General features: G+C 41.6%; 17 protein-coding genes and 2 pseudogenes. 3 read left to right on the forward strand and 16 right to left on the reverse strand.

From position 1 onward, the window contains the following. Window positions 1–18: 18 nt before the first annotated feature. The 3 genes from P3L47_RS20915 to dpp5 all read right to left on the reverse strand — a co-directional run bounded on the left by P3L47_RS20915 (window position 19) and on the right by dpp5 (window position 4,511). A complete protein-coding gene (locus tag P3L47_RS20915) occupies window positions 19–1,476 on the reverse strand; it encodes a DUF3868 domain-containing protein (RefSeq protein WP_277782009.1) in 1,458 nt (485 codons plus the stop codon). 13 nt (window positions 1,477–1,489) lie between these two features. Then, window positions 1,490–2,032 (reverse strand): DUF3575 domain-containing protein, encoded by a 543-nt coding sequence (locus P3L47_RS20920; protein ID WP_486651780.1) that lies wholly within the window; start codon window positions 2,030–2,032, stop codon window positions 1,490–1,492. Window positions 2,033–2,405: 373 nt separating this feature from the next. After that, a complete protein-coding gene (gene dpp5 / locus P3L47_RS20925) occupies window positions 2,406–4,511 on the reverse strand; it encodes a dipeptidyl-peptidase Dpp5 (RefSeq protein WP_427910522.1) in 2,106 nt (701 codons plus the stop codon). 85 nt (window positions 4,512–4,596) lie between these two features. Here dpp5 and P3L47_RS20930 point away from each other — a divergent pair, with 85 nt between their 5' ends. Continuing rightward, a complete protein-coding gene (locus P3L47_RS20930; RefSeq protein WP_122361522.1) occupies window positions 4,597–5,088 on the forward strand; it encodes an SPOR domain-containing protein in 492 nt (163 codons plus the stop codon). Window positions 5,089–5,279: 191 nt separating this feature from the next. Here the strand turns inward: P3L47_RS20930 and P3L47_RS20935 are convergent, their stop codons facing one another. Together P3L47_RS20935 and P3L47_RS20940 are read right to left on the reverse strand one after the other, a co-directional pair. Continuing rightward, complete coding sequence (locus P3L47_RS20935; protein WP_122361521.1) at window positions 5,280–6,158, reverse strand: carbohydrate kinase family protein; 879 nt, start codon at window positions 6,156–6,158, stop codon at window positions 5,280–5,282. 176 nt (window positions 6,159–6,334) lie between these two features. Further along, on the reverse strand, window positions 6,335–9,070 hold the full coding sequence (locus tag P3L47_RS20940; protein WP_277782011.1) for a substrate-binding domain-containing protein: 2,736 nt from the start codon (window positions 9,068–9,070) through the stop codon (window positions 6,335–6,337). Window positions 9,071–9,171: 101 nt separating this feature from the next. Here P3L47_RS20940 and P3L47_RS20945 point away from each other — a divergent pair, with 101 nt between their 5' ends. Both P3L47_RS20945 and P3L47_RS20950 read left to right on the forward strand, forming a co-directional pair. Continuing rightward, window positions 9,172–9,639, forward strand: a complete 468-nt coding sequence (locus tag P3L47_RS20945) for a WbuC family cupin fold metalloprotein (protein WP_122361520.1) — start codon at window positions 9,172–9,174, stop codon at window positions 9,637–9,639. A gap of 3 nt (window positions 9,640–9,642) precedes the next feature. After that, the gene (locus P3L47_RS20950) at window positions 9,643–10,191 is read left to right on the forward strand and encodes a DUF4833 domain-containing protein (protein WP_122361519.1); all 549 of its coding nucleotides are present in this window, start codon (window positions 9,643–9,645) and stop codon (window positions 10,189–10,191) included. Between the two features lie 64 nt (window positions 10,192–10,255). Here the strand turns inward: P3L47_RS20950 and P3L47_RS20955 are convergent, their stop codons facing one another. The 11 genes and pseudogenes from P3L47_RS20955 to P3L47_RS21005 form a co-directional block, all read right to left on the reverse strand. Continuing rightward, on the reverse strand, window positions 10,256–11,503 hold the full coding sequence (locus P3L47_RS20955; RefSeq protein ID WP_277782012.1) for a DUF1015 domain-containing protein: 1,248 nt from the start codon (window positions 11,501–11,503) through the stop codon (window positions 10,256–10,258). Between the two features lie 25 nt (window positions 11,504–11,528). After that, entirely contained in the window at window positions 11,529–12,452 is a 924-nt protein-coding gene (locus P3L47_RS20960; RefSeq protein ID WP_122361696.1) for an NAD(P)-dependent oxidoreductase, read from the reverse strand. Between the two features lie 4 nt (window positions 12,453–12,456). Beyond that, window positions 12,457–13,524 carry a 3-phosphoserine/phosphohydroxythreonine transaminase gene (gene serC, locus P3L47_RS20965; protein WP_122361517.1) on the reverse strand — a complete coding sequence of 356 codons (1,068 nt, stop codon included), beginning with the start codon at window positions 13,522–13,524 and terminating at the stop codon, window positions 12,457–12,459. Window positions 13,525–13,712: 188 nt separating this feature from the next. Beyond that, window positions 13,713–14,984 (reverse strand): replication-associated recombination protein A, encoded by a 1,272-nt coding sequence (locus tag P3L47_RS20970; RefSeq protein ID WP_277782013.1) that lies wholly within the window; start codon window positions 14,982–14,984, stop codon window positions 13,713–13,715. Window positions 14,985–15,207: 223 nt separating this feature from the next. Continuing rightward, window positions 15,208–16,370: pseudogene (locus P3L47_RS20975) on the reverse strand (site-specific integrase). A 503-nt stretch (window positions 16,371–16,873) separates the two neighbouring features. Next, on the reverse strand, window positions 16,874–18,454 hold the full coding sequence (locus tag P3L47_RS20980; RefSeq protein WP_345799055.1) for a RagB/SusD family nutrient uptake outer membrane protein: 1,581 nt from the start codon (window positions 18,452–18,454) through the stop codon (window positions 16,874–16,876). 22 nt (window positions 18,455–18,476) lie between these two features. Next, window positions 18,477–21,421, reverse strand: a pseudogene (locus tag P3L47_RS20985) (SusC/RagA family TonB-linked outer membrane protein). 1,228 nt (window positions 21,422–22,649) lie between these two features. Further along, window positions 22,650–22,802, reverse strand: a complete 153-nt coding sequence (locus P3L47_RS23795) for a hypothetical protein (protein WP_427910523.1) — start codon at window positions 22,800–22,802, stop codon at window positions 22,650–22,652. 276 nt (window positions 22,803–23,078) lie between these two features. Further along, a complete protein-coding gene (locus P3L47_RS20995; RefSeq protein ID WP_277782015.1) occupies window positions 23,079–24,674 on the reverse strand; it encodes a RagB/SusD family nutrient uptake outer membrane protein in 1,596 nt (531 codons plus the stop codon). 21 nt (window positions 24,675–24,695) lie between these two features. Further along, the gene (locus P3L47_RS21000; RefSeq protein WP_277782016.1) at window positions 24,696–25,079 is read right to left on the reverse strand and encodes a hypothetical protein; all 384 of its coding nucleotides are present in this window, start codon (window positions 25,077–25,079) and stop codon (window positions 24,696–24,698) included. Next, complete coding sequence (locus tag P3L47_RS21005) at window positions 25,066–26,781, reverse strand: TonB-dependent receptor domain-containing protein (protein ID WP_277782017.1); 1,716 nt, start codon at window positions 26,779–26,781, stop codon at window positions 25,066–25,068. Before P3L47_RS21005 ends, P3L47_RS21000 begins: the two co-directional genes overlap by 14 nt.

The raw sequence follows: 26,781 nt of genomic DNA on the forward strand, positions 1-26,781 counted from the left end.
TTTGTTCTTCTGTCCAAACTATTCAGCCCGCTTCGTCGCTATCTGCTCCAAGTTATTGGCAACATCTTCAGCCAGACCAAGGTTATCTTTCAACGGGAGCAACAAAGTCTCTGCCCTATCCAGATCACCCTCCAGCATGGCAATACCCGCTTCAGCCAGCTGCTTCTCCGGAGAGGTTTCGGCTTTCGCCAAATAACGTTTGGCCTGCTCCACTTTGCCCTCGCTGATAGCAATGTTGGCAGCGTTGAGGTTGGAAACCGGGTCGTCCGGATACATGCGGACAGCTATTTCGAATACCTCCTTGAAGCGGTCGCCACCCGGCTCGTAGGTTTGTGCCACTCGGAACATTTCCTCCACACTCAGCCGGCTCGGGTCGGTGTAGAGCAATTCCTTCGCCTCCTCGACGGTGAAGTTGCGGATGGTGTATTTTACCACATAGTCCGAATGCCGCAAGGCCGGATATACCTCGCGCAGCAGGGTCTGATAAGGCACACCGCCGGCAAGCGTTTTCAGTCGCCATTCGCGCTGATCCCAGTCGGCCGGCTCGTCGGCGCGGATGATGGCCAGAAGCTCTTCCTTTTCGGGGAGGTCAGAGTTTTCGACATACTCTTCCAGCCCTTTCCAGTCCTCCGGCTCGAAGTTGACCTGCATCGAGGCACAGCCGAAATCGTAGAGTTCGTTTACATATCCCATCAAGGCCTTGGCGCGATATTCCGCCAGGTAGGCATTGTTGGCATAGCTTCCTTCGGGCGAAGCATACCCTTTGATATCTATGTCTGTGATGGTTGCATAGGTGTCGTTGCGCACCGACTCGATGCTTTCGCGTATGCGGCAAAGCTCCTGCGGGTTGTTGCGATATTCCGGATAAATCTCCGTCTTATTGACCGGGAAGTCCAGAAAAGCACGTCCCTCCAAGGCACGTTGTTTCACGGGTTCGGGTTGCGGAACGGCATAGGCCAGTTGGGGCACCAGCAAGATCGGGTCGGCCATATTGATGGAGAACAAGACAGAGCTGTCGTTTTGCAAGGCCTCCCAGCCGCAACCGCAAAGGTCGGTCACCAAAGAGAGTTCCGACTTCTCCATCCATTTGCTGAACGGGAAGTGGGCATGATAGTCGATCCGCTGCTCTTTCTTATTCTGGCGGCGCACCACGAAGCTTAATCCCGGTTCGGCTTTGCGCTCCTGTCTTTCATACAAGATATGACGATCACGTCCGTTGATAACAATAGGAGGCAACGGACGCAAACTATCACCATGGTGAATCAGCGGAGTGCATACGACCGAACGGTTGCGGTCTACCTCTATCCCACTGATATTGACAGTCATATCCACTACCAGAAAAGAATCGGCCTTCTCCACCATTTTCCGCTCTATCAGGATGGTGCCCTCCTGCACAGCCCTGGGAGCGGTTTCCTGGGCTGTGAGGAGTGTTGCGGCACCGAATAGCATGCATGTTATAGTTAGTAAGCGTTTCATAAGGGAGTTCTTTTTAGAATAAATAGATAAAACTTACAGCGGCCTGCGTAGGACCGAAATAGTGTTTCTTTTCTTTCTCGATGTTGCTGCCGCAGTTGGAACAAGGGTATTTATCCAATTCGAGATAGAGATAGCCCACTCCGACCGTGGCCTCCAGGTTCCAATGCTTCGAAAGCAGCCACTGATAGCCATAGCTGATGCCGACTCCTGTCCCCCAACCCTGATGACGTTCACTTTCGGTACCCAGCCATTTAATGTCGGATACATTATATATAATATAAGGTACGTGTAAGCCAATAAAACTCTTGTAGAAGCTCTCGCAAAACCAGTAACGAACTTCCGGGTGCAAACGCAAATGCTTCAGCGACTTGTCGTAGCTGCCATCATCGTTTTTGCCGGAGAAGGGGTTGAGTCCGGCTTCCAGGTCGAGCGTCCATTTACGGACCAAACGGAATTCGAGTCCGGCATTAAAAGTCGCGGTTGCCCAATAAGGGATGTTGCTCTTCAGTGCAACTACAGGACCTTTTCCCAGTTGTATGCCCTCTTTCGCAGACATAAGGCTGGTATAGCAGATTAGAATTAGTATTAAAACGTTTCTCATAGATACTGTACTTTTAGTTCTCTTTATATACCTGTGTTTCAGCATAAGTAAACCTACAACAACTATTTTTTCGAAATAACATGTAAATCAAGTCATTTCACGTTTTGCAAAAATAAATATTCCAGTAATAGACTGATGTCCGTACACGACATATGGTATCAAATTAGAGAAGTTTAGTACCAATTCAAGCTGGTTTTAACATTGTTATTCGAAACATTATGTATTTCATGTTATTTCGAATAAGACAAAAAAAAAGATTGCTTCGGCCGTCTGCTTTTGTTGCAGAAGACCGAAGCAATCTTGATACAGTATTTGGAGAGTCCCTATCTTATTTCTTCAACCACTGATCCAGCCATTCGAAGAAAGTACGTTGCCACAACACGCCGTTCTGCGGTTTCAAAACCCAATGGTTTTCATCCGGGTAGATCAACAGTTCGGCAGGAACACCGCGAAGTACGGCGGCATTGAAAGCAGCCATTCCCTGACCGGCAAGGATACGGTAATCCTTTTCCCCGTGAATACACAGGATAGGAGTATCCCATTTGTCTACAAACAGGTGCGGAGAGTTAGCAAATGTACGTTGAGCTACCGGATTGTTCTTTTCCCAGTAAGCACCGCCCATATCCCAGTTGGCGAACCACATTTCTTCTGTTTCCAGATATTGCATTTCCATATTGAAGATACCGTCATGAGCAATAAAAGCTTTGAAGCGTTTATCATGATGACCGGCCAACCAGTAAACGGAGAAGCCGCCGAAGCTGGCACCCACACATCCCAGACGATCTTTATCTACATAGGGTTCTTTTGCCATCTCGTCAATTGCTGTAAAATAATCTTTCATACACTGACCACCATAATCGCCGCTGATAGCTTCGTTCCATTCTTTACCGAAGCCCGGCAAGCCACGACGGTTAGGTGCCACGATAATATAATCGTTAGCAGCCATGATCTGGAAGTTCCAACGGTAAGACCAGAACTGGCTGACCGGACTCTGAGGACCACCCTGGCAGAATAATAAGGTAGGATATTTCTTGTTCGGATCGAAGTTTGCCGGGTAAATTACCCAGGTAAGCATTTCTTTTCCATCGGTCGTCTTCATCCAACGTTCTTCCACCTTACCCATCTTCAACTGGTCGTAGATCTGTTTATTCTCGAAGGTAAGCTGATTTACAGTATGATCTCCATCCAAAGCAATTGAATAGATTTCGTCTCCCATACACATAGAATGACGTTTAACAAGTAGTTTGTCAGCACCACACAGGGTAACTCCTTCGTAGTCGTACATACCACTCGTCAAAGGAGTGATGGTGTTGTTTGCAGCAAGATCGATCTGATAAACCTGTGATTCACCATGCCATACACCAGTGAAATAGATTGTCCGGGCATCATTACTCCAGCAAAATCCATCGACACTGGAGTCGAAAGCCTTACTAACAAAAGTCTTCTCACCTGTCTCAAGGTTCATCACCATCAAACGGTTCTGATCTGATTCGTAACCATCGTGCTCCATACTCAACCAGGCAATACTTTTGCCATCAGGCGAATACTGCGGATTAGTGTCGTATCCCATCATCCCTTCGCTGATATTTACCGTCTGCTTCGTATTCAGATCATATACATAAATATCCGAGTTAGTAGAAAGACTGTATGCTTTTCCTGTTTTCTTACGGCTGGTATAAGCCACCTTGTCGGAAGTTGTATTCCATGCCAGTTGTTCGATACCGCCAAAAGGCTTCAACGGAGATTCGAACAGTTCACCTTCCATCACATCGACAGGATTACTTATTTTGCTTCCATCGAAGTCGGCAACGAAAGGATGCGGAGCGGTTGTCACCCATTCATCCCAATGCTTATACATCAGGTCTGTAACAATTATACCTGTTGCCTTATCCAGATCCGGGTACTTGTCGGCAGTACTCGGAACAGTCTTTACTTGCGAAATAAAAAGAACTTTCTTTTCGTCCGGCGAGAAAGCAAATCCTTCGATATCACCGTCATAGTCAGACAGTCGCTTACGATCCGTTCCGTCAGGATTCATTTCCCAAAGTTGGCTGCTCCCGCTTTCACCCGAAAGGAAAGCGATCTTTGTTCCTCCTTTAATCCAGGTTGCTTCATTTTCCGAGAAAGGAGTGTGAGTGATCTGTTTGTTGTCAGATCCGTCGGCGTTCATTACAAATACTTCCCGGTTACTAGTGTTCAACGGAACACTGTAATAGGCAACCGTATAAACGACTTTTTGTCCGTCCGGAGATACGTTCATCCCTCCGATACGGCCCATAGCCCAAAGAGCCTCAGGCGTCATTCGTCCGTCGGTAATCTTGATTTCCGAGCGTCCGATAACGGGTCTTGTGTCCTCTGCTTTTTTAGCATCTTGGTTACAAGCACCTAGTAATACGGATGTTGCCATAACCATTGTTGCAATAGATTTATTCATGTACATTATAATATATTATATTCTGTGTGCGAAATTAGTAAATATAATTTATATCTTTGCACAAGTAATTTAAGAACTGAACAGTATGAACAAGATTTGGTTATTTGGAGCCGCTATAAGTATGGTATTAGCATTCGGCTCATGTAAACCTAAACAGAGTGCTTATAAGGCTGCTTACGAACAAGCCAAAGAAAAAGAATCTACAGCTCCTGTTGAGGTAGTAGAACAAGAAGAAGAGATTGTTGAAGAGGTTGCACCGGTTTCTAAACCCAGAACTTCTACGGCAACGACTCGCTCGGAAAGAATCAACGCTGCACAAGGTGAAGATGCAAGCCGTCTGAAACGTTACAGTGTTGTTATCGGTAGCTTCAAGAACAAGACAAACGCTTACTCTTTGAAAGAGCGTATGCAGAATGCAGGCTACAATGCGGTATTAGGTGAAAACGAACAAGGCATGTTGCGCGTAATCGTTGCCAGCTTCGATGATAAAGCTGATGCAGCCGACAGCCGCGATGCTATCAAAGCTAAATATGCTCCTGATTTCCAGGATGCATGGTTACTTGAAAGACAGTACTAATATACTTTTTATAAAATAACATGGAAAGGGATCGACCATATAGTCGGTCCTTTTTTTATTCTATCTAAGATACTATAAACCAAAAGGTCCGGAGATACCGGACCTTTCAACCAACCTAAACTAAAAACCTAAAACTAACCATCTTTTTGCCTTAAACAATAAAAAACCTATACATACATGAATTATCTTTCTTATTCGTAAACCGGCCATGCTCCTTTATTGGAACAAACGAAAGCCGCAATTTTCACAGCATGTCGATGAGCTTCTTTCAATGTGCCGCCATTGAGCAGTGACATAATCAAAGCGGCTGAAAAGGCATCTCCTGCACCTACCGTATCTACGACCTCCACTTCGGGTATCGGCAATGTAGACACTTCATCCGGCGTATAAACCGTACTGTAAGAGGCTCCTGCCGTAAGGACAACCATTCTCAGATTGTACTTTTCCATGAACCAGATAGCTATTTCATCTTCCGTACCGCTCAACCCGAACAGCTCTTTCAGCTGGTTCATCTCATCACTATTCATCTTCAGTACGTTGGATAGATACAATGACTCTTCTATCAATCCCTTATTATAATAATGCTGACGCAAATTTATATCGAACAAACGATAAGCCGTATCCGGTGCAAATGACAGAATAGCCTGAATCGTTTCACGCGATTGAATCGAACGCTGTGCCAATGCCCCGAAACAAATAGCATCAGCTCTTTCTGCCAAATCGACGGCATCCGATGTAGGCGACATATGATCCCAGGCAACGCGTTCTGTAATCGTATATTCCGGTATCCCGTCTTCCTTCAGATCGACCTTGACCGTTCCTGTCGGATAAGGGACTTTTTCAATCAGGTATTGAATAGAGTTTTTATCCAGTTCTTTCAGGATATCGACTCCGTCTTCATCATCACCGATGGCGCTGACAGCATAACCTTCTGCTCCTAAACGGGAAGCATGGTAAACAAAATTGATAGGCGCACCACCTGCTGTTTTACCAGTGGGAAGTAAATCCCATAAAAGTTCACCTATACCGACTACTACCGGTCTTTTGCTTTGTTGCTTCATCTGCTCCATGGTCTAAATAATTCTTTTAATAATACAAGATTGTTACCCCTTGAATTTCGATAGTGCAAAACTAGGGAATGCCATGGAAGTAAACGATAACTCATGCTACAGAAAGAATAACGCTCGTTACATAACAAGTTTATTTACAGAGTCCTTACACTTTAGTTACACGAATGTAACAATTGTTATCCTTTTTCCTGATATTCGGTGGGTGTAACAGTATAGGCAGCTTTAAAACACTTGGAAAAATAAGGAGGAGAACTAAAACCGGTAGCATAAGCGACCTCATTCACATTACGACCTTTCTCTCTCAATAAAGCAGCCGCACGCTTCAAACGATAGTTACGGAGGAAGTCTGTCGGTGTCACACCAGTCAGCTCCTTTACTTTCCGATACAGGTGTACGCGCGACAGACCGAGCATATCGCTCGCTTTCTCTATGCTGAAATCGGAATCGGGATAGGCCTCTTCGATCAGCGCCATGAACTTACGCATGAATACATCATCCATGCTTTCCGTTTTACCGATCTTCAGGTCGGAAGCGGCAGGTGACTGAAGTTCCTGCGCGAAGGCATTTCTCAAACGGGCACGTTCTTCCAGCAGGCGGACAATGCGAAGTTTCAGTTCTTCGATATGGAAAGGTTTCTGAATAAACTCGTCGGCTCCACTGGCAATGCCGTACATTCGCTGCTTATCATCGGAAAGGGCTGTCAGCAGGATGACAGGAATATGGCTGAAAGCGATATCCGATTTGATCCGTTTACACAATTCGTAACCATTCATTTCAGGCATCATCACATCACTGATAACCAATGATACATTCTCTTTTGCCAATATATCGACAGCCGCCGCACCATTCCCGGCAGCCAGGATACGGAAGTTGGGCTTCAGCTCCTTTTGCAGGTAAGCGTTAATATCCGGATCGTCCTCCACAACCAGAATCGTATAATCATAGGTCCGATTCACGATCTCGTCCATTTCGCGGGTATCCAGGTTTGCCACACCGCTCGACAATTCAGTTACGGAAGGAGCAAACGTACAGGTTTCATCAAAATGAGATTTTCCTTTAGGCAATTCGACAAAGAAGACGGTCCGTTTACCCGGTTCGCTCTCCACATGAATACTGCCTTTATGCATACTGACAAACTCACGTGTCAAATGCAAACCGATACCGGTTCCGGTAACCTGATCGGCCGTAAAGAACTGGTCAAAGACAGCGGACAGGTTTTGGGGCAGTATTCCTTTTCCGTTATCCTCCACCGACAATATCACATACCCTGCATGTTCCTGCAAACGGATGGTGACCGTTCCTCCCTCCGGAGTAAACTTAAAGGCATTCGACAACAGGTTGGCCAATATCTTTTCCATCTTGTCTGTATCCACCCAGAGCATAACAGACCGGACGGTATGCTGAAACGAATAATGTATCTGTTTACTCTGCGCCATATTGTCAAAATACGACTTAACCTCTTCTATAAATGCAACCAGGTCCACTTCCGTCACCCGCATATCCATTTTGTTGCTCTCGACCTTGCGAAAGTCGAGCAACTGGCTGACTACCCGTTTCAGGCGGTCGGCATTTTTCTTTATTATATGTATGTCGTCGACAATCGGCGAATCGGGAGGCAATTCTTTCGATAGCTTATTCAACGGACCGAGTATCAGCGTAAGCGGCGTTTTTATTTCATGGGAGACATTGGTGAAGAACTGTAACTTACGGGTGGTTGCCTGTTCGATCTTCCGGTTAGCAATTGCCAGTTCTTCACGCTGCTGCTCGACCTGCATATTGGTATGCTTCAATTCATGATTCTTACGCTGGACCTTCCGAAAAATATGTATCACGTAAAGAGCCAGCAGGAGCACGACTCCCAGCAATAGCAGGATCAGACCGACTGAATTTTGTAAAAAACGGTATTCCGAGAACATCTTATCCAGATTATTGCGTTGCTTTTCAATCTGCTCCTGATAATCCGCCAGTTGCTCAGTCTGCAAATAGATGGTTCCGGCATTATCCTTATCGATCAGAGCCGATGTCAAAGCGTACTGTTTGGAGACCGGCACTCCGTTCAGAATCTGCCAGGCAACCTTTACTGCCGTACTTCCTCCTGTAGGATAAACGAACGAGGCTGTCAGATAACCGTCACGAACCGCTTCGATTCCTTTTCCCTTACCGGGCAAAGCATCTATACCTATAAACTTTATCCTCTCTGCCGCCTGCGGATTCACTTCCATTATTGCTTCTCTGGCAGCCAACGCCATCACATCATTATGTGCGTATACGATATCGATATCCTCAAAAGAACCGAGTGCTGCGATATTTACCTTGGCCTCATCCCGATGCCAGCGTCCGTACACTGTTTTCAGGATTATATTATCATTATGAATAAGAGCATCGCTAAAGCCATTATGACGGTCGAGAGCGGAAGAGGAACCTTCGCGTCCCCAAATTTCGACAATCGTTGTCTTTCCATTCTTCAGCAAAGAGTTCGTGAACAGTCCGGCAGCACGCCCTATCTCGTAATTGTCGGCTCCAATGAAAGTCGTATATTCTTCCGAATAGATTTTTCGGTCAATGATAATAGTCGGGATACCTGCCCTGTAAGCTTCAACGGCAGCCGTTGTCACAGGACCGGATTCATTGGCTGAAATAATGATAAGATCCACCTTCTTTTTAACCAACTCGCGAATCTGTTTGATTTGAGTATCATTATCTTCATTGGCATCTTTCATTTCAAGGGTCATTCCCGGATAGTCAGAAGCCTTCACTTGCATATCCAGCATCATCGCTTTTCGCCAGCTATCGTTAACAGAGCTATGGGAGATTCCCACAACAAACTCTTTCTCCTCCCCTCCCCGTTTACAGGAAATCGTTAGAGACAGAATAAATATCAACAGACAAAAGCGATATATAATGGGTTTCATGAAGCAGCCGATTTTCAGGGTTTCGTACAAAAGTACGGATTATCAGCATAACAGACAAAATTTATTTTGTACATTCGTCCTCTAAATTATTATTGCATAACATGAAGATTATAGATAAGCAGCTACTTGACAAGACAAACGAACAGGCGAAACAATCGCCCCGTCTCCGCATGAATTACAACTTCCATGAACGATTGGACGATCCGGTAAACCGTTTGCTGAATGCAATGGAACCGGGTAGTTATATCCGTCCGCACCGTCATCTGGATCCCGACAAAGACGAAATATTCCTGTTGTTACGCGGAAAAGTTGTAGTATTTACTTTTGACGACGAAGGTAATATTACGGAAAAATTCCTGCTCGATCCCATGGCTGGGTCCTATGGTGCAGAAATCAAACCAGGCGTTTGGCATTGCCTGCTCGTTCTGGAACGTGATACAGTCGTCTATGAAGTGAAACCAGGTCCTTTTGCTCCCTTGGATCCGAATAATATGGCACCCTGGAGTCCGGAACCGAATGATGAAAAAGGAGTAAAAGAATACATGAATTATCTAGCGTCCAAACTATAAAAGATGGAAAATTTCAATACAATCAATCATACAGGGAGGAGGGTGATTTCATTCCTGACAGTTCTGCTTTTCACCTTTATCACCGCTTATGCAGGTAACCCTGAAGAAAACACTTATCCGACAACCGAAAGGCTTTTCCACATAGCACGAAGTACAAACAAAAACCTGGTTTGCTACGATGTGAATCTGGAGAACGGAAAACTGAACACCAAATCTCCTCTCAACGTATATTGGGTCAACCGGGAAGAACGACCGGGAGAAACCAACGGTTTAAGTTTCTTCCAGAAAAAGATGGCATACGGATACAAACTGATATCGGAAGGAAACGATTACAGCGAAGTGACACTAACAGCTTATGCGGGTAAAAAGCTGAAGATATGCAAGCAGGATTCGAAATATGTCTGCATGACAATGATCGACAATCAACCGGCCATACTGGAATCCCTCTATGTCCAGACCAAATCCGGCAGCCCTTTAAGTGTAGATTATGTTGAACTGAGAGGTATTTCAACCAGTACCGGAGCCAAAGTTTCCGAAAAAATAAAGAAATAACAAAAGCGAGTGTATTTCATATAGAACACACTCGCTTACTTATTTATCTTACAGACATACCTTTTTACACCAGCTTATGAATAACCAATCCCGAACGCAGTTTCGGTTCGAACCAGGTTGTCTTAGGAGGCATGATATTTCCTGTATCGGCTATATCCATCAACTGTTTCATAGTGACAGGATAGAGAGCTAATGCCACTTTCATTTCACCACTGTCTACACGCCGTTTCAGTTCACCTAAGCCACGGATTCCCCCTACGAAATCAATCCGTTTATCCGAACGCAGGTCTTTAATCCCCAGCACTTCATCCAGAATCAGGTTCGAAGAGATTGTAACATCTAGTACACCGATCGGATCATGATCGTTATATGTTCTCGGTTTGGCTGTCAGAGAATACCATTTGCCACCCAAATAAAGGGAGAAATTGTGCAACTCTGCCGGTTTATAGATATCTGTACCTTTCTCTTCTACCGTAAAGTTTGTGGCTACTTTTGCCAAAAACTCTTCTTCAGTCAGTCCGTTCAAATCTTTGACTACACGGTTATAATCGATAATAGTCAGCTGATTTGCCGGAAAGCATACAGCCATAAAATAGTTGTATTCTTCATCTCCACGGTGATTCGGATTTTGTTTTGCTTTTTCCGCACCAACTAAAGCTGCTGCAGCTGAACGGTGATGTCCGTCTGCAATATATAAGGAAGGCATTGCTTCGAACAACTCCGTGATACGGGCTATATCATTTTCCTCATCGATAATCCAAAATGTATGTCCAAAGCCATCCAGTTCTGCGACAAAGTCATATTCCGGAGTTTTTGCCGTATACTTCTTTACAATAGCATCCAGTTCCGCATTATCGGGATAAGCAAAGAAAACCGGTTCGATATTGGCATTGTTGACACGTACATGTTTCATACGGTCTTCTTCCTTATCACGACGAGTCAACTCATGCTTTTTGATATTCCCTTTCAGATAATCATCCACATATGCACAGACTACCAATCCATATTGTGTATGCCCGTTCATAGTTTGGGCATATACGTAATATTGTTCTTTCTGATCCTGAATCAACCAACCTTTATCCTGGAATTTCTGAAAGTTCTCTGCTGCTTTTTCATAGACAGCCGGATCATGTTCATCTGTTCCCACCGGAAAATCAATCTCCGGTTTGATTATATGATATAATGATTTCTCGTTACCTAGTGCTTCTTCACGCGCTTCTTCAGAATTAAGCACATCATAAGGACGTGAAGCGACTTCCTTTATCAAATCCTTCGGCGGACGGATACCTTTGAATGGTTTTATTTTTGCCATAGTTTTACAGTTGACAATTGACAACTTATTTATTGACTCTGAATTTCTCGTTACCGTTCTGCAGAAAATCGACGATCTGTTTTGCTGCAGCAATACCGGCATTGATATTCGCCTCAGCTGTCTGTGCTCCCATCTTCTTCGGTGTCCCGAAATAACGGTCCGAATATTTAGCAGCCAAATCCGCATCGATAGCCGGCTTGATATCTGTGATATATTTAAAATCAGGACGTTCTTCCATCATCTTTGCCAAACCTGCTTCGTCGATCACTTCCTTACGGGCTGTATTCACAACGATAGCACCTTTAGGCATTGAATTCATTAATTCAAAATTGATGGATCCCTTTGTTTCGGCTGTTGCCGGAATATGCAGAGATACAATCTGACAAGACTTAAACAGGTCTGCAGTAGAAGCTACTGCTTTCACTCCGTCTTTCTCTATCACTTCTGCCGGACAGAATGCATCAAAAGCATATACATCCATGCCGAAGCCTTTAGCAATACGTGCCACATTACGACCCACATTACCATAAGCCAGAATGCCCAGTTTTTTACCCTTCAGTTCTGTTCCGGAAGTTCCGTTATAGAAGTTTCGGACAGCATATACCAACATACCAAAAACTAATTCGGCGACAGCATTGGAATTTTGCCCCGGCGTATTCATCACACAAACGTTGTGTGCAGTCGCAGCAGCCAGATCCACATTGTCGTAACCGGCACCGGCACGAACCACTATCTTTAATTCTTTCGCAGCTTCCAATACCGGAGCATCGATGATATCACTGCGGATGATTACCGCATTCGCATCTTTAACAGCGTCCAGCAATTGACTTTTATCCGTGTATTTTTCAAGAAGAGCCAGTTCATAACCTGCACCTTCAACCACTTCACGGATGCCTTTCACTGCTATCGCAGCGAAAGGTTTATCTGTAGCAACCAATACTTTTGTCATAGGATCAATGTAGTTTTTCAAATTCTTTCATTGTTGCAACCAAAGCTTCTACGCTGCTCTTCGGCATAGCGTTATAAAGAGAAGCACGGAATCCACCGACAGAACGGTGTCCTTTGATGCCTACCATACCGGCTGCAGATGCGAATTTATTAAATTCGTCTTCCAGTTCCTTATATTCGTCATTCATAACGAAACAAACATTCATAATAGAACGGTCTTCCACAGCAGCCGTACCCTTGAATAATTTATTCCGATCGATTTCATCATACAGAATTGCTGCTTTTTCAAGATTCATCTTTTCAATAACAGCAACACCACCCAATTCCTTATACCACTTCAATGTCTGCAATGCAGCAAAGATCGGAAATACAGGAGGAGTGTTGAACATAGAATCTTTTTTGATATGAGTGTTGTAATTCAACATGGTAGGAATTGCACGATCTACATGCCCCAAAGCATCCGTACGTACAATGGCCAAAGTGACACCTGCAGGAGCCAGATTTTTCTGTGCACCGGCATAAATTATATCATATTTGGAGATATCGATCGGACGAGAGAAAATATCAGAAGACATGTCGGATACCAAACGTACATTCATATCAGGATCATAACGCATTTCCGTACCATAGATCGTATTGTTAGATGTAAAGTGGAAATAGTCCGAATCTTCTGCGACTTTATAGCCTTTAGGGATATAGGTGTAGTTAGCTTCCTTTGAAGATGCTACAACATCCACTTCTCCGAATAATTTAGCTTCCTTGATCGCATTAGAGGCCCATGTCCCCGTATCCAGATAAGAAGCTTTTTTGTTCAACAAGTTAAAAGGAACCATACAAAACTGCATGCTGGCACCACCACCCAGAAATACAACTTCGTAACCAGCCGGCACATCCAGTAACTCTTTGATCAAAGCTCTGGCCTCGTCGTTTACTGCAACAAATTCTTTACCTCTGTGAGATACTTCAAGAATTGATAACCCTGTACCTGCGAAATTCTCAACAGCTGCTGCTGCATTCTTAATCGTGTATTCGCTCAGAATGGAAGGTCCTGCAGAAAAATTGTGCTTCTTCATATCTATTTCTTTTTAATGTTATATATTATTTAAGTAACGTGTTTTTCGAAAACAGGCGGCTAATGTACGAATTAAATTGAAATTTGAAAATCAAAACCCGAAAATTATTAGCAAAAAGGCACATATTCATCATTTTCACCGTCTTTTACACAGTCAATTTTCTGCTTTCAATTATCAATTGTCAATTACTAAAACCGATCTCCCCACAATTTTTTCATCTGTTCAATCAGTTTCTGTTCAGCCGGATTATTCTGCCCTTTCCAAAAGCATTGATTCAATACTTCCTTGGGCAAATATTCCTGTTCAACAAAGTTGTTCTTATAATCATGTGCATATTTATATTCTTTCCCATACTCCAACTCCTTCATCAAAGCCGTCGGAGCATTCCGCAAATGAAGCGGAACCGGAAGATTACCAGTACGCTCTACCAAAGCCAATGCGTCATTGATTGCCATATAGGCAGAATTACTTTTAGGGCTACTGGCCAGATAAATTGTCGTTTCGGCCAGGATGATACGCCCTTCCGGCCAACCGATCTTCTTCAAAGCATCAAAACAGGCATTCGCCAGCAATAACGCATTGGGGTTAGCCAATCCTATATCCTCCGATGCAGAGATTACCAGCCTCCGGGCAATAAACTCCGGATCCTCCCCTCCTGCCACCATACGTGCCAACCAATAAATAGCTCCATCAGGGTCACTTCCCCTGATCGATTTGATAAAAGCTGAAATAATATCATAATGCATCTCTCCGCCTTTATCATATGCTGCTGGATTTTCCTGCAAACGGTCTACTACTTTCTGATCCGTTATCTCGATCTTATCCGTTTCTTCTGCCGATATGACCAGTTCCAGTATATTCAGTAATTTCCGTGCATCTCCACCCGAATAACGAAGCATAGCATCTGTCTCTGTCAGGACAATATCTTTCTCTTTTAATACGATATCCTCTTTGACCGCATGATTCAATAAGGTAAGCAAATCACTTTTATCCAACGATTTCAATACATAAACCTGACACCTGGATAATAGCGGACGGATCACTTCAAAAGAAGGATTTTCCGTTGTAGCCCCGATCAGCGTAACCACTCCCGTTTCTACAGCATTCAACAAAGAATCCTGCTGGGATTTACTGAAACGATGTATTTCATCAATAAATAAAATAGGCGATACCGTATTGAAAAAACGATTGCTCTTTGCTTTTTCAATCACATCACGTACATCCTTCACACCCGAACTGATAGCACTCAATGTATAAAAAGGTGCCTCCAGTTTATTGGAAATGATCTGTGCCAGTGTGGTCTTACCTACTCCCGGTGGTCCCCACAAAATAAAAGATGGGACCCGGCCAGCATCTATCATTTTCCTCAACACGGCTCCTTGCCCTACAAGGTGCTTCTGTCCGATATAATCATCCAGTGTTTTCGGACGTAATCTCTCTGCTAAAGGTTGATTCATCATGCAGACAAAAGTCGGATATTTTATTTACTTTTCAAAGCATAACCAGCGTAAAAATTAATCCGTAAACAAATGTTTGAGAACAGATTTTTATAACAAAAGTCAACTGATTAACCCTAATACCAAAGTCAAACATATACAATACTAGCATTTTGTCAACAAACATTAGAGAACACAGAAATCCCTCCATCATTTCTTCCACGTTCCCTAATGCCATTATCCAATATCATTTAACACTTGACAGACTCGATAAGTCACGAACCACAGTCATGTCCATAATATTACTGTATATCTCTGTTGTACGCACACTTTTGTGTCCTAAAAGCTTCTGTACAGTCGTAATATTTGCACCGTTATATAATAATAATGTAGCGTTCGTATGCCGGGCCGTATGGAATGAGACTTTCTTATCTACATTCCCATCTTACAAATCCGGCGCAATTGCTTGTTCACGTTCGAATTGGAAGAGACTGGCATATCGAACAAGGTCCACGGATTATTCTTATAACGCTCGTAGATAGGAAGAGATTTCCCATCAAACAATAAGAACAAAGGCAGACGAACATGGACATCTGTTTTAACAGATGAATAGATCAACCAGACTTTATCTTCGATAAAGAGAAAATTATCCTTCGTGATACTTACGATATCCGAAAAACGAAGCCCAGTATAGCAACTGAACAAGAACATATCCAGTGTCCGTTGCAGCGTCCGGCGACCTTTCAGATTTAAACTTTCCAACTGCTCCAATTCTTCCGGTGTAAGATGAGTTCGTTTGCTTTCCATATACTTTATTTTATATTTGCGGAAAGGATAACGGTGCAAATCAAACAGATCCTTATTGATAGCCAGGTTTATGTAGCGCTTCAAATGCTTCATATGTTTAGCAATCGTATTCCGATGATATTTATTTACCAGCATATAATGCTCGAAATCGCAAAGAAAATTAAAGCTCAGATCATTGAAACTCACATCCGCTTGAAACGAAGACAACACCTGTAATGTCGAAAAATGATTCTTCAGCGTTGACTGTTTCAGATTACTCTGAGTGATCTCATTTTTCATAAACAAAGAAAAAGAAGTCTGACCAGCATCAGGTTTCTCTTTCAGATCACTCAAAGAAAACTCTTTACCACTATGAGCAACTTCAAGCTCCACCTGTTCCAATTCTGCAATGAAATTAGTCAGATACTGATTTAAAGACTCCATATTAGGATGATTCTTCACTGCTTTTCTCTTTGCATCCCACTGAAAAGGCTTGACATAAACCTTTGTCGAAAAATACTTTTTCTGCTTGTTCAGGTAGGCTTCTACCTGAATCAAAGCTTTACCCTCTGAGTTCAACTGTTTTTTACGGTTGAACACCAAGTTATAAATTACTTTTTCCATGATATATAATTATTTTCTGAATGAAACACGAAGGAACAATAATTAGTTCTTTCTTATGTCTAAGACAAATTAAAAATTTGTTATTACATATTTACCGGAGTTCCGAAAAGACGATATCACGTCTTACCCTTGCCTTAAAAAACAAATGATCCGGAAAACTCATTTCTACTATGAGTGTACAAAGATAAAAGAGACTTACTAATCATAAAAAACAAAAAACAAGAAGTAGCTTTCCAAAATGGATACAAAAAAGCCTTTTTTGCCCACTCGGTTCTAAAAACAAAACAAGATTATTATTATTTTCTAATGTTAGAAAGAAAAATCATTGGAATGTAACTCTTTTTGATTATTCATAAGAGAAATAGTATCAGATTATTATATATCCGGGGATTAAAGCAAGAAAAAAACAGATGTTCTTCTACCCAAAAAAAATGTTGTAAATGCTTTGTTTGTATAATCATTCAAAGCATCTACAACATTTTTATCAATATATCAAAACTACCTTATACAGTAGGTTGAGGCGCTGCAGGATTGTTGTCTTTATCTGCAATACCTTTATTGGTTTCCATTTCACATTGCGGAATACGATAAATCAAAATCTGAGACTCCGGTTCTATATTATACTGAACAATAGCAGCATAATTCGTATTCTTACGTACGATAGGTTTTTTTAGGCGTAAAACATCGAACAAAGAAAAACCTTCACCCCAAAATTCCATACGACGTTGCAACCAAATTTCATCCTGCAAATCCTGAGCAGAAGAAGCCGTACAACTGTATGACGGATTACGATACGTTTTTACGAAATCTTCCAATGTACGTTTTGCTGCAGATACGTTTCCGGACATTGCTTCACCTTCCGCTTTGATATAGTACATTTCCTCCACACGCATTAAAGGCCAGTCCTGAGAGTTGGTCGTATTACCCATTACATCCTGATAAGCACCAAATTTCACATTAGCATAAGGTGTCAAACCAAAATAATCAATCACAGATTCACCTCCAACTGAAGCATTATCAACCAAAGTAGAGGTTGTATCCGGAGAAATAAACCATTGTTTACGGATGTCTGTATCCGGAATCTGATTATATAATGCAGAACTTACATAACGCCATGCACCTGTCAAAGTTGTATATCCGTTACCAGTCAATGAACACAAGTGCGGCGGCCAGTTGATGATACCGGTCGTTACAACATCATTATCCGGAGTAATCATCACACCCCACAACCAGGAATCAGCAGAAGCTGAATTGAAAGCCGGTTTTGACACTTCAGCCAAAGAATACGGAGTTCCACCAGCCAAAGCCTTTTCTGCATCCTTAGCAGCATCTGCCCACTTCTGCATTAACAGATTGGCACGAGCACGCAGACCATAAGCAACAGCTTCGTCAATCTTGTCCTTATTTGTACCGTTATCATTACCTGCCAATAATTCAACAGCTTGATTCAAATCAGACATAATCAATTCATAAACCTGAGCAACTGTAGCACGCGGATTCGTCTGCATTTCTTCTTCTGTCATTCCTTCTGTAATGATCGGAACACAAAGATCATTTTCATGACCAACATATGTAAATTGATAAGTCTGAGCTAAATTCAGATAATCGAAAGCACGGGCAGCTAAAGCCTGACCACGATAAACCAACATAGTGGGATCATCAGTCCCCTCTGTCAATGCAATAACATCATTTGCTGCTTTCAGATGGTTATAATATGTCTTCCAAATCAATTCGCCTTCAGAACTATCATAAAGACGATCTGAATAATTCTGAGAACGATTAAACCAGTTATAACCAGAAGTCGTACAAGGCATATCTTGACAACTTTGATCATAAAACTGGAAAACGGCTGCTATACCATAATCATTGTGATATGTATTTGCATCATCGGAAATAGTGCCGAATACATTCAACTGGGCTGACATTGCATTCACACCAGCTATCACCATATTCGGACGCTGTTCGATAATATCCTCGTTTTGTTCGCCACCTACATATTGACCTTCCGGCAATTTATCCAAATCACAGGAAGCCAGTGCTAAAGCAACACCTGCGAACATTAAATATTTATTTGTCATTTTCATATTCTCTAAATACATTTACGGATTAGAAATTCAAAGAGATACCGCCTGAGATAGTGCGGATCGGTGAATAAACATTATCAGAAGACACATAACCCTGACGTGGATCAAGCCCTTTACGCGCTGTGAGTAATGCAACATTATCTGCTACGAAATACAAACGAATACCCTCAACCTGGAACTTCCGTGTCAATGATTTCGGCAATGTATAACCGAATGTGATATTCTGTAAACTCAAATAATCGGAACTTGTCAGGAAACGGTCCGTCAATCTGTTAGCATACTGATCTTGTACATTCATACGGGGAACATCTGTATTTTTATTTTCCGGAGTCCAGGCATTCAACATATCTTTATGCCAAGCAGATCCCTGAGCATCAACACTCATCAAACCTTGATAGGTATAATCCAAAACACGTCCGCCTAACTGATAAGCAAATGCAATAGAGAAATCGAATCCGTAAGCAGTGAAGCTAGTTCCAAAACCGCCATATACTTTCGGCAAAATATCACCTGTAGCAAAACGATTATTAGAAGCTACAGAATATTCAGTAGTAACTGTATTACCATCTTTATCCGGTTCCAATAATGCCCACTGGCTTTCACCTGTTTCGGATTAACTCCCGCATATTTAGGCAAATAAAGTTGATACATAGATTCATCTTCACGATAAATACGAGAACCATCAATCAACTGTCCATTCAATTCAGGGGCTAATTCCAACACTTTATTCTTAAAATGCGTCAAGTTCAAATTGATATTCCAGCTAAAATTCTTTGTATCAATGATAGCAGAGTTCAAATCTACTTCAACACCACGGTTTACCATTGAACCTACATTTTCCGGATAACGGGAATATCCCATAGACGGAGAAACCGGCTTAAAGTAAAGCATATCAGTTGTCTTACGTGAGAAGTATTCAGCAGTACCACTTAACTTTCCACCCCAGAAATTAAAGTCAAATCCGGTATTGAAACTGTGTGATGTTTCCCAAGTGATGTCCGGATTACCTTTATAATACAAAGAGGTTGCAAAATCGCCATTACTATTAGATAAGGTTAGCTGATCCATATAAGGATAGTAGTTACGGTATAAACCACCTTGAAACATCAGATTATCATTACCCTGTAAACCATAGCTAATTTTGAACTTCAACATATCGATCCAATTCTGATCAGCTAAGAAAGCTTCCTTGTTCATCAACCAGCCAGCACCGATTGACCAGAAATTACCCCAACGGTTATCCGGATGGAAAGCAGAAGAAGCATCACGACGGAAAGAAGCAGAACCGAAATATTTGCCATCATAATCATATTGTACACGGAACAACCAACCTTCTGTAGCATAATTGTTTGTGTAAGATGCATTGTTCTGGTTCAGGATACCATTGTTCAGTTCAGGAACATTCGGGTTATACAACTTCTCACGACTACCATACAGATAAGAATACTTATAATTATAGTTTTCGTGACCTGCCAAAACATCCAAATTGTGAACATCATTGAATGTCTTATTGTAAGTCAACAAATACTGCTGGTTTGTACTGAATGAGCGAGTAGCTTCAGTATTGATAATACCACCAACACCACTTGTTTCTGAATACTGTCCGTAAAATGGATTTATTAAATCTCTCATACGTACGTTATTTGCATCAACACCGATATTGATTTTAGCTTTAATGCCACCCCAAATATCAATATCAGCAAACCATTTACCGCTTACTACATCACCAGAATAGTTTCTCTTATCCAACATATAGCTAGCCAGCGGATTCGCATTCGGAACTACGTTTTCACGGCTGAAGTTTGTATCAGATCCGTAATCATAGCGCTTGTAACCACGATTGTCAGTCATGATATTTCCTTCTGCATCACGGATATACATCGGATAAATAGCCCCCATTATATTAGCAGCATAGAAAGCATTACCATTGGAAGTACCACCTTCTGTATCCTGTTCACGGCTGTCATAATGAGTAAATGAGACATTACCACCCATTCTCAACCAAGATTTCACTTGATATTCCGCTTTCAAACGAGCTGTATAACGTTGAAAACCTGAGTTCGGAACAATACCCTTATCATCCAAATAACCTGCAGACATATAATAGTTCATTTTTTCAGTAGCTCCGCTGACACTCAAGTTATATTCTTGACGGGTATTGTTTTCGAACAATTCATCGCTCCAGTTGTCAGGTTTATAATAATATGTACCATCACTGTATCCTAATTTTGCATTCGGATTCAATCTACCATCCATGCCGATCAGCCGTTCACCATTCGGTAAAGTAAATACTTGATATCCTAAATAACTGCTGGAAAGCATAGCGTTATTTGCATAAAGATTTGCATTAGCTAGATCACCCGCCGCCGCATATCCTTCCAAGTCTCCATTATAAATAGCCGCATAAGCCAATTCATAGAACTTACCCGGATCTGTTACAGCTTCGTATGAAGGAATACCGCGTTTGTTAACACCCCATTTAGCATCAAATGTCACGCGAGCATCACCGGACTTACCTTTTTTAGTAGTGATTAAGATTACACCATTAGCACCACGAGCACCATACAAAGCATTCGATGCTGCATCTTTCAACACTGTCATCGATTCAATATCAGAAGTGCTGATTGCTGAAATTTCGCCATCGTAAGGAACACCGTCCACTACATACAATGGCTTATTGCTGGCAGAAATAGAACCGATGCCACGGATACGTACTTCAGCATCTTTACCTGGCTGTCCGTTATTGTTGGTTGTTTGTACACCGGCAACCTGACCAGCCAAAGCACCTGTCAGGTTGGCTGCCTGACGTGCTGCAATCTTTTCGGTTTTAATCGTTGCAGCCGATCCGGTAAATGCAGATTTCTTTGCAGTACCATACGCAACAACCATAACTTCATCAAGCACTTGATTATCACCTTCCAACATTACATTTAATACTGGTTTTACAGCTACTTCCTGGCTTTTCATACCTACGTACGAAATTACCAAAGTCTTTGCAGAACTACGTTTATCTGTAATATATTGATAATCAATGTATTATAATTTGCGCGTAAATCTCTGTCAATCCAATAAATACCCCTATCCAAACAGCTTAAACTAATGGATTATTTTTTAGATCTATTGAAATCTAACTTATGATAATTTATACTGAAAAAAAGTAGAATTTGAGTAGCTAATTTGCATACTCAAATTCTACCTAAAAGGAGGTGTTTACCGTAGTGAACCTGTATAAATATTTTTATCCAATATTCAAAAACAGGATCCTGAAGTTCGGTTATATTTCCGGGTAGAATGTCTATTAAATCTTTTTCCAAAGTCGCCTTTCTTAGATTTTTATATTTGCAGAAGTTCCCAGTTTATATTTTGTAAGAACATCTTTCGACGAGAAATTTGTGACACCATCTGCCACCGCCAATAAAAAATTAATTTGTTTGGATGTTAATGTGTCTATTATATTGGCAAACAGAAGACTTAACTGACCTGTCAGACTTAAGAATGCTTCATCGAGAATACTGTCGGTACACTTTTTTTCTGTACGTAACCAAACTTGTTGGCTTAACTGCTGAACATAATATGGATGATCCTTTACCCTGGCTGCTATTTGATTACATAATTCTTTTGAAATTTCTTTTCCGGTATCGGAAAAGCGACTGAAATAAATGAAATCAATCTTCCCTTCCTATCTTGTGAAGAAATAAAATGTCCCCGAATTTATAGAATGGCATGCTATAGTCATTAAAAATATCCAGTAACATATGCCGTTTACTCCCGTAAAGACAATAACAGACAGAAGTTTGTTTCTGCCAATGAGCGCGCAGTTTACGTTGGAAAGCCAAAGAATCTTCGTATTCATTGATATTTTGGAATTCATCGATACAGACAATGATTTTTTTCCGGTATCATTCGCTATGACTTGCGGTAAATCAATATTTCATCATATCCCATCTTATTATCCTTAAAACTTATTCCGAATGAAAACTCATAGGTTTGACTACTGTCTGATACTGAAATAAGCGGAGCCATTTTTCCTAAATATTTTTTTACACCGGATACAAATTCTTCCCAGGCAGAGGTTGAAACTTTTAGCAATGCATTGGCAAAAGCAACATAAAATTCTTCTTCTGTCCGGCAGTTAAATATGTCTACCTGACAAATAATAAAATCCCTACTTGAACTTTGAAGTATTTGTGCCGTCTTACTTTAAAGAAGTTTTTCCCCAACGGCGTGGAGAAATAATGACGGTATTAACCAAGCCATTGAAATTTTGGGTAAGCAACTTAACCTCTTGTACCCTGTCTGTAAAATTATCTTTATCGGCTATGCGGCCATACACAAAAGGAGTATTCATAACTTTTATCTATTTTTCGATTGAAACAAAGGTAATTAAAACAGATGTAACCAACAAATTTGAAATCAATTGATTTCAAATTTGTTGGTTATTATCTGTTTTTTACGTTAAAATATTTACCGGACACTTTTTTCTAATTATCAATTTGTCACTACCTTACCGGGTAAATCGGATTAATATACCAGGTAAATGAAAATACCTTGGCGACTAATATTTTTTAACATATCTATTTAATGCATAAAGACTCGAAAATATATCTTCTTGTCAATATGAGGTTTATTCCCAACCCGCATTTTGCTGTTTTGCCAATGTCGGATTTCTTAAGATATCATTCAACGGAATAGGCCAAATAAAACGTTTGTCTGTATAAGGAATAAATTTCTTACTGGAACTATACCATTCAGATTTAACTTCTCCGTTTACAACGAATGCACCTACGCCCTTGCTGTTGTTGTATTCAATTTTAGCCGGGATACCACCGGAAGGGAATAGATCGTCATTTGCAAGACGATGAATATCTTCCCAACGACGGCCTTCACCGTGAAATTCAATACGACGTTCCCAAAGAATAGCTTCTAACAGCGCTTTGGTATCAGCGAAATCTGAAGCCTTGTAACTTTCCTGTGCCGGATTTGCCAGTGATCTGTCACGCACTTCATTCAATTTTTCAAGAGCCAATGTCTTATTGTTACTACGTGCTGCTGCTTCTGCTTCATTCAGAAGAACTTCCGAGTAACGAAGAATCGGAGCCCATGCGTCCTGAGAAGTAGGATCCTGATATTTATCACAGTAATAATATTTGTCGGATTCACGGTATAGTAGCAAGTTACGCCGCTTGTCGTCTTTTGTCCAGTATTTGGAGTTATAAACGGTAGGAGATGAAGTTATAATGGCACGTCCTCCGTTACGACCCGACATCATCTGACCTAAAGAACCATTGACGTCCGGATTATCTTCCGTAGTATGTTCAATCGAGAAAACAGATTCTTTGTTATCAGCACTTGAAGTAAACGGAGTAACCGGATCTGCTTCCAATTGGAAACGTCCGCCATCCAGTTTTTCAGCTTCTTCGATAACTTTAGCCCAATTCCGCATATGCAAGTAAACACGGGTCTTTAAAGCAATAGCAGCCCCTTTAGATGCGCGGGATATCTTGCCTGCAGTGACAACCTCCGGCAATAATTGTTCTGCATCATCCAGATCTTTAATGATTTGTGCATATGTTTCAGCAACAGTTGAACGACCGATCAGCAAAGCCTCCTGAATGGCTTCCGGTGTATTGATTGCCGTAATATAAAGCGGCATACCATAATTATTATTACCATCCACATTGTAAGGGAGTGCATAATGAACCATCAAATTATGATATGTTAAAGCACGTAAAAACAGGCATTCGCCTTTATATTGATTAGCTGTCGCTTCATCGAGTATGCCATTGCTACCGGCATATTCCTGACCTGCATAAACTGTATTGTAACGGTTTATGGCCTCAAAAGAAGTCTCCCACATAGCGACATTATTTGCCGTAGACAAATTGTAGGTCGCAGAATAGGTGTAATCGTAAAATACGGCTGTCAAGTTCATATCTTCGCCTCTCATTTCACCTTGTTGTATGCTGGCAGCCCCGAATGGATAACCACGTTGCCAGCCATTGTCTGAGTTGATATACATGCCGCACTGGGCTGCATCATAAGCACCGATCATAGATAACTCACATCGTGCCGGAGTACCGTAAGCTGTCAAATCGGAGAATTTATCGACCGGAGATAGATCCACCACATCGCTTTCACAAGCAGTGAATAAGGGTAGCGAAATTAAGGCTGCGCCCAATGCTACAACTGATATATTTTTATATAGTTTTCTATTTAGCATAATTGTAATTTTTCTACTGTTTTATAATCTTAGAATGTAACATTTGCTCCAAAAAGTAAACGAACGCTGCTGAGGCATACCATTCCAGTCTACGCCCGGACGAGTGTTAGTTTCCGGGTCCAAACCTGAGTACCCGGTGATAGTGAACAAATTCTGAGCCTGTGCATACACACGTACCTTTGTTATATTTATTGCCGATAAAACAGATTTCGGCAAAGTATATCCCAAAGCCAGGTTAGACAGTTTCAGGTAATTTCCTTTTTCAACGAAGTGAGAGTCAGTGAAACCGTCATTAAACAAGACAGACTGGTCATTATAACCGATTCTTGGAGTCATACCATCACCCGTTTGTGTAGGAGATACCCATCTGCCTAAAATTTCCTTACCGTTATTAGCAAATTCCATATTCATCAAAGCGCTTCGGCGGAGAGGCATTCATGATTTTATTACCGCCTGAGAAACGAAGGAATACATTCAAATCAAAATCTTTATAGGTTATTGTATTGTTCCATCCACCATACCAGGTAGGCATAGATGAACCTAATATTTTACGGTCGCTGGATCCTAAAGAGGATGGTTTGGATACGTCTTTAGCATTGGACGGATCATATTCAACATAGTCATACGAGCCGAATGTATCGAACTGAACCAGGCTGCCATCAGCTTTTCTCCAGATAGGGTTACCATTTACCATATTGACACCGTAATAGTCGTATCCGTATAGTGAACGATAAGACTCACCTTCGCGAATAATTGTATAATTGTCAATGATATCAGTTCCACCATACAATGACTTAACTGTATTCTTTACAGTAGAGAAGTTCAATTCTGAACGCCAGTTCCAATCTTTCGTTGAGATAACTGTTCCACTTACGGTCAGCTCAAATCCGGAGTTCTTAATTTTACCAATGTTATCGTAATATGAATTGTAAGGAATACCCATTGTCGGAGGAGTCGGAACTTCCAATACAAGGTCTTTTGAATTTTTCTGCCAATAAGCCAGCTCAAATGTCAGACGGTTGTTGAAGAAAGAACCATCCAGGCCTAAATCGAAAGTTTCGGTCGTTTCCCATTTCAGGTTGTTATTACCCATGCGGTTCCAGGCAACACCGGATTGCGAGCCGTACAGTTTCGCTCCATAAGTTCCCAAATACGGGAAGTTATTACCCAAATCTGAATTACCTAATGTAGCGTAGCTGGCACGAATACGCAAATCGTTGAACCATTCGTTCACCTGAGAATCTTTCCGTAAGTTCTCACGGGATAAACGCCATGCAACAGAAGCTCCCCAAAACGTACCCCAGCGAGTATCTTTCGGCAAACTGGACAATCCATCGTAACGGATAGATGCACCTGCATAATATTTACTATCATAATTGTAGTTCGCACGGAACATATAAGAAGCAAGCCCGTTAAATGTTTTGTATCCGCCGATATCTTTTATTCCAAAAGTATTGGAGATAATATGGTCTGTAAAGAACCTGTCGGACAACTGCTGAACGGCAGCATCTGTATATTCATACTCACTGTGAGTGTATTCCTGAACAGCTGTTGCACTTAAATTATGCACATCGTTAAATGAACGGTTAAAATTCAGGATATTTTGCCAGTTCCAGTTTTCGTAAGTTGTATTTACTTCTTCAAGCAAACCTTTACGTCCATAACCGTCACCTGATTCAGAATCCCAATACATGAAGTCTTTTACATTAGAGATATCGAGACCTCCCTGAGTTTTCAGTGTAAGTCCGTCTATAATAGTGATCTCAGCCCAACCACCACCGATGGTACGTGTATTGGTAGAGCGGTTCACATTATTATCCAATGCCCAAACGATGTTTTGAATACCATTGTCGATATAAGAAAGATTGTTTCCGCGTCCCAATGTTTTACGGCTTTCTTTATCAATATTGTAACCTGTTACATCATTAGGATCGAAAACGGCCACATTCGGAAGCATACGAACTCCGGCAAAACCTACACCACCCAGTGAGTTTTCCGAATTTGATATACCATTCAATTTGGTCCGGCTCATTTGGCCATTCAAACCAATACGTAACCATTTTGTTGCCTGCTGGGTCAAATCGGCTTTCAAAGTCAGACGATTCAT

It is taken from the genome of Parabacteroides chongii (assembly GCF_029581355.1).
Lineage (GTDB): Bacteria > Bacteroidota > Bacteroidia > Bacteroidales > Tannerellaceae > Parabacteroides > Parabacteroides chongii.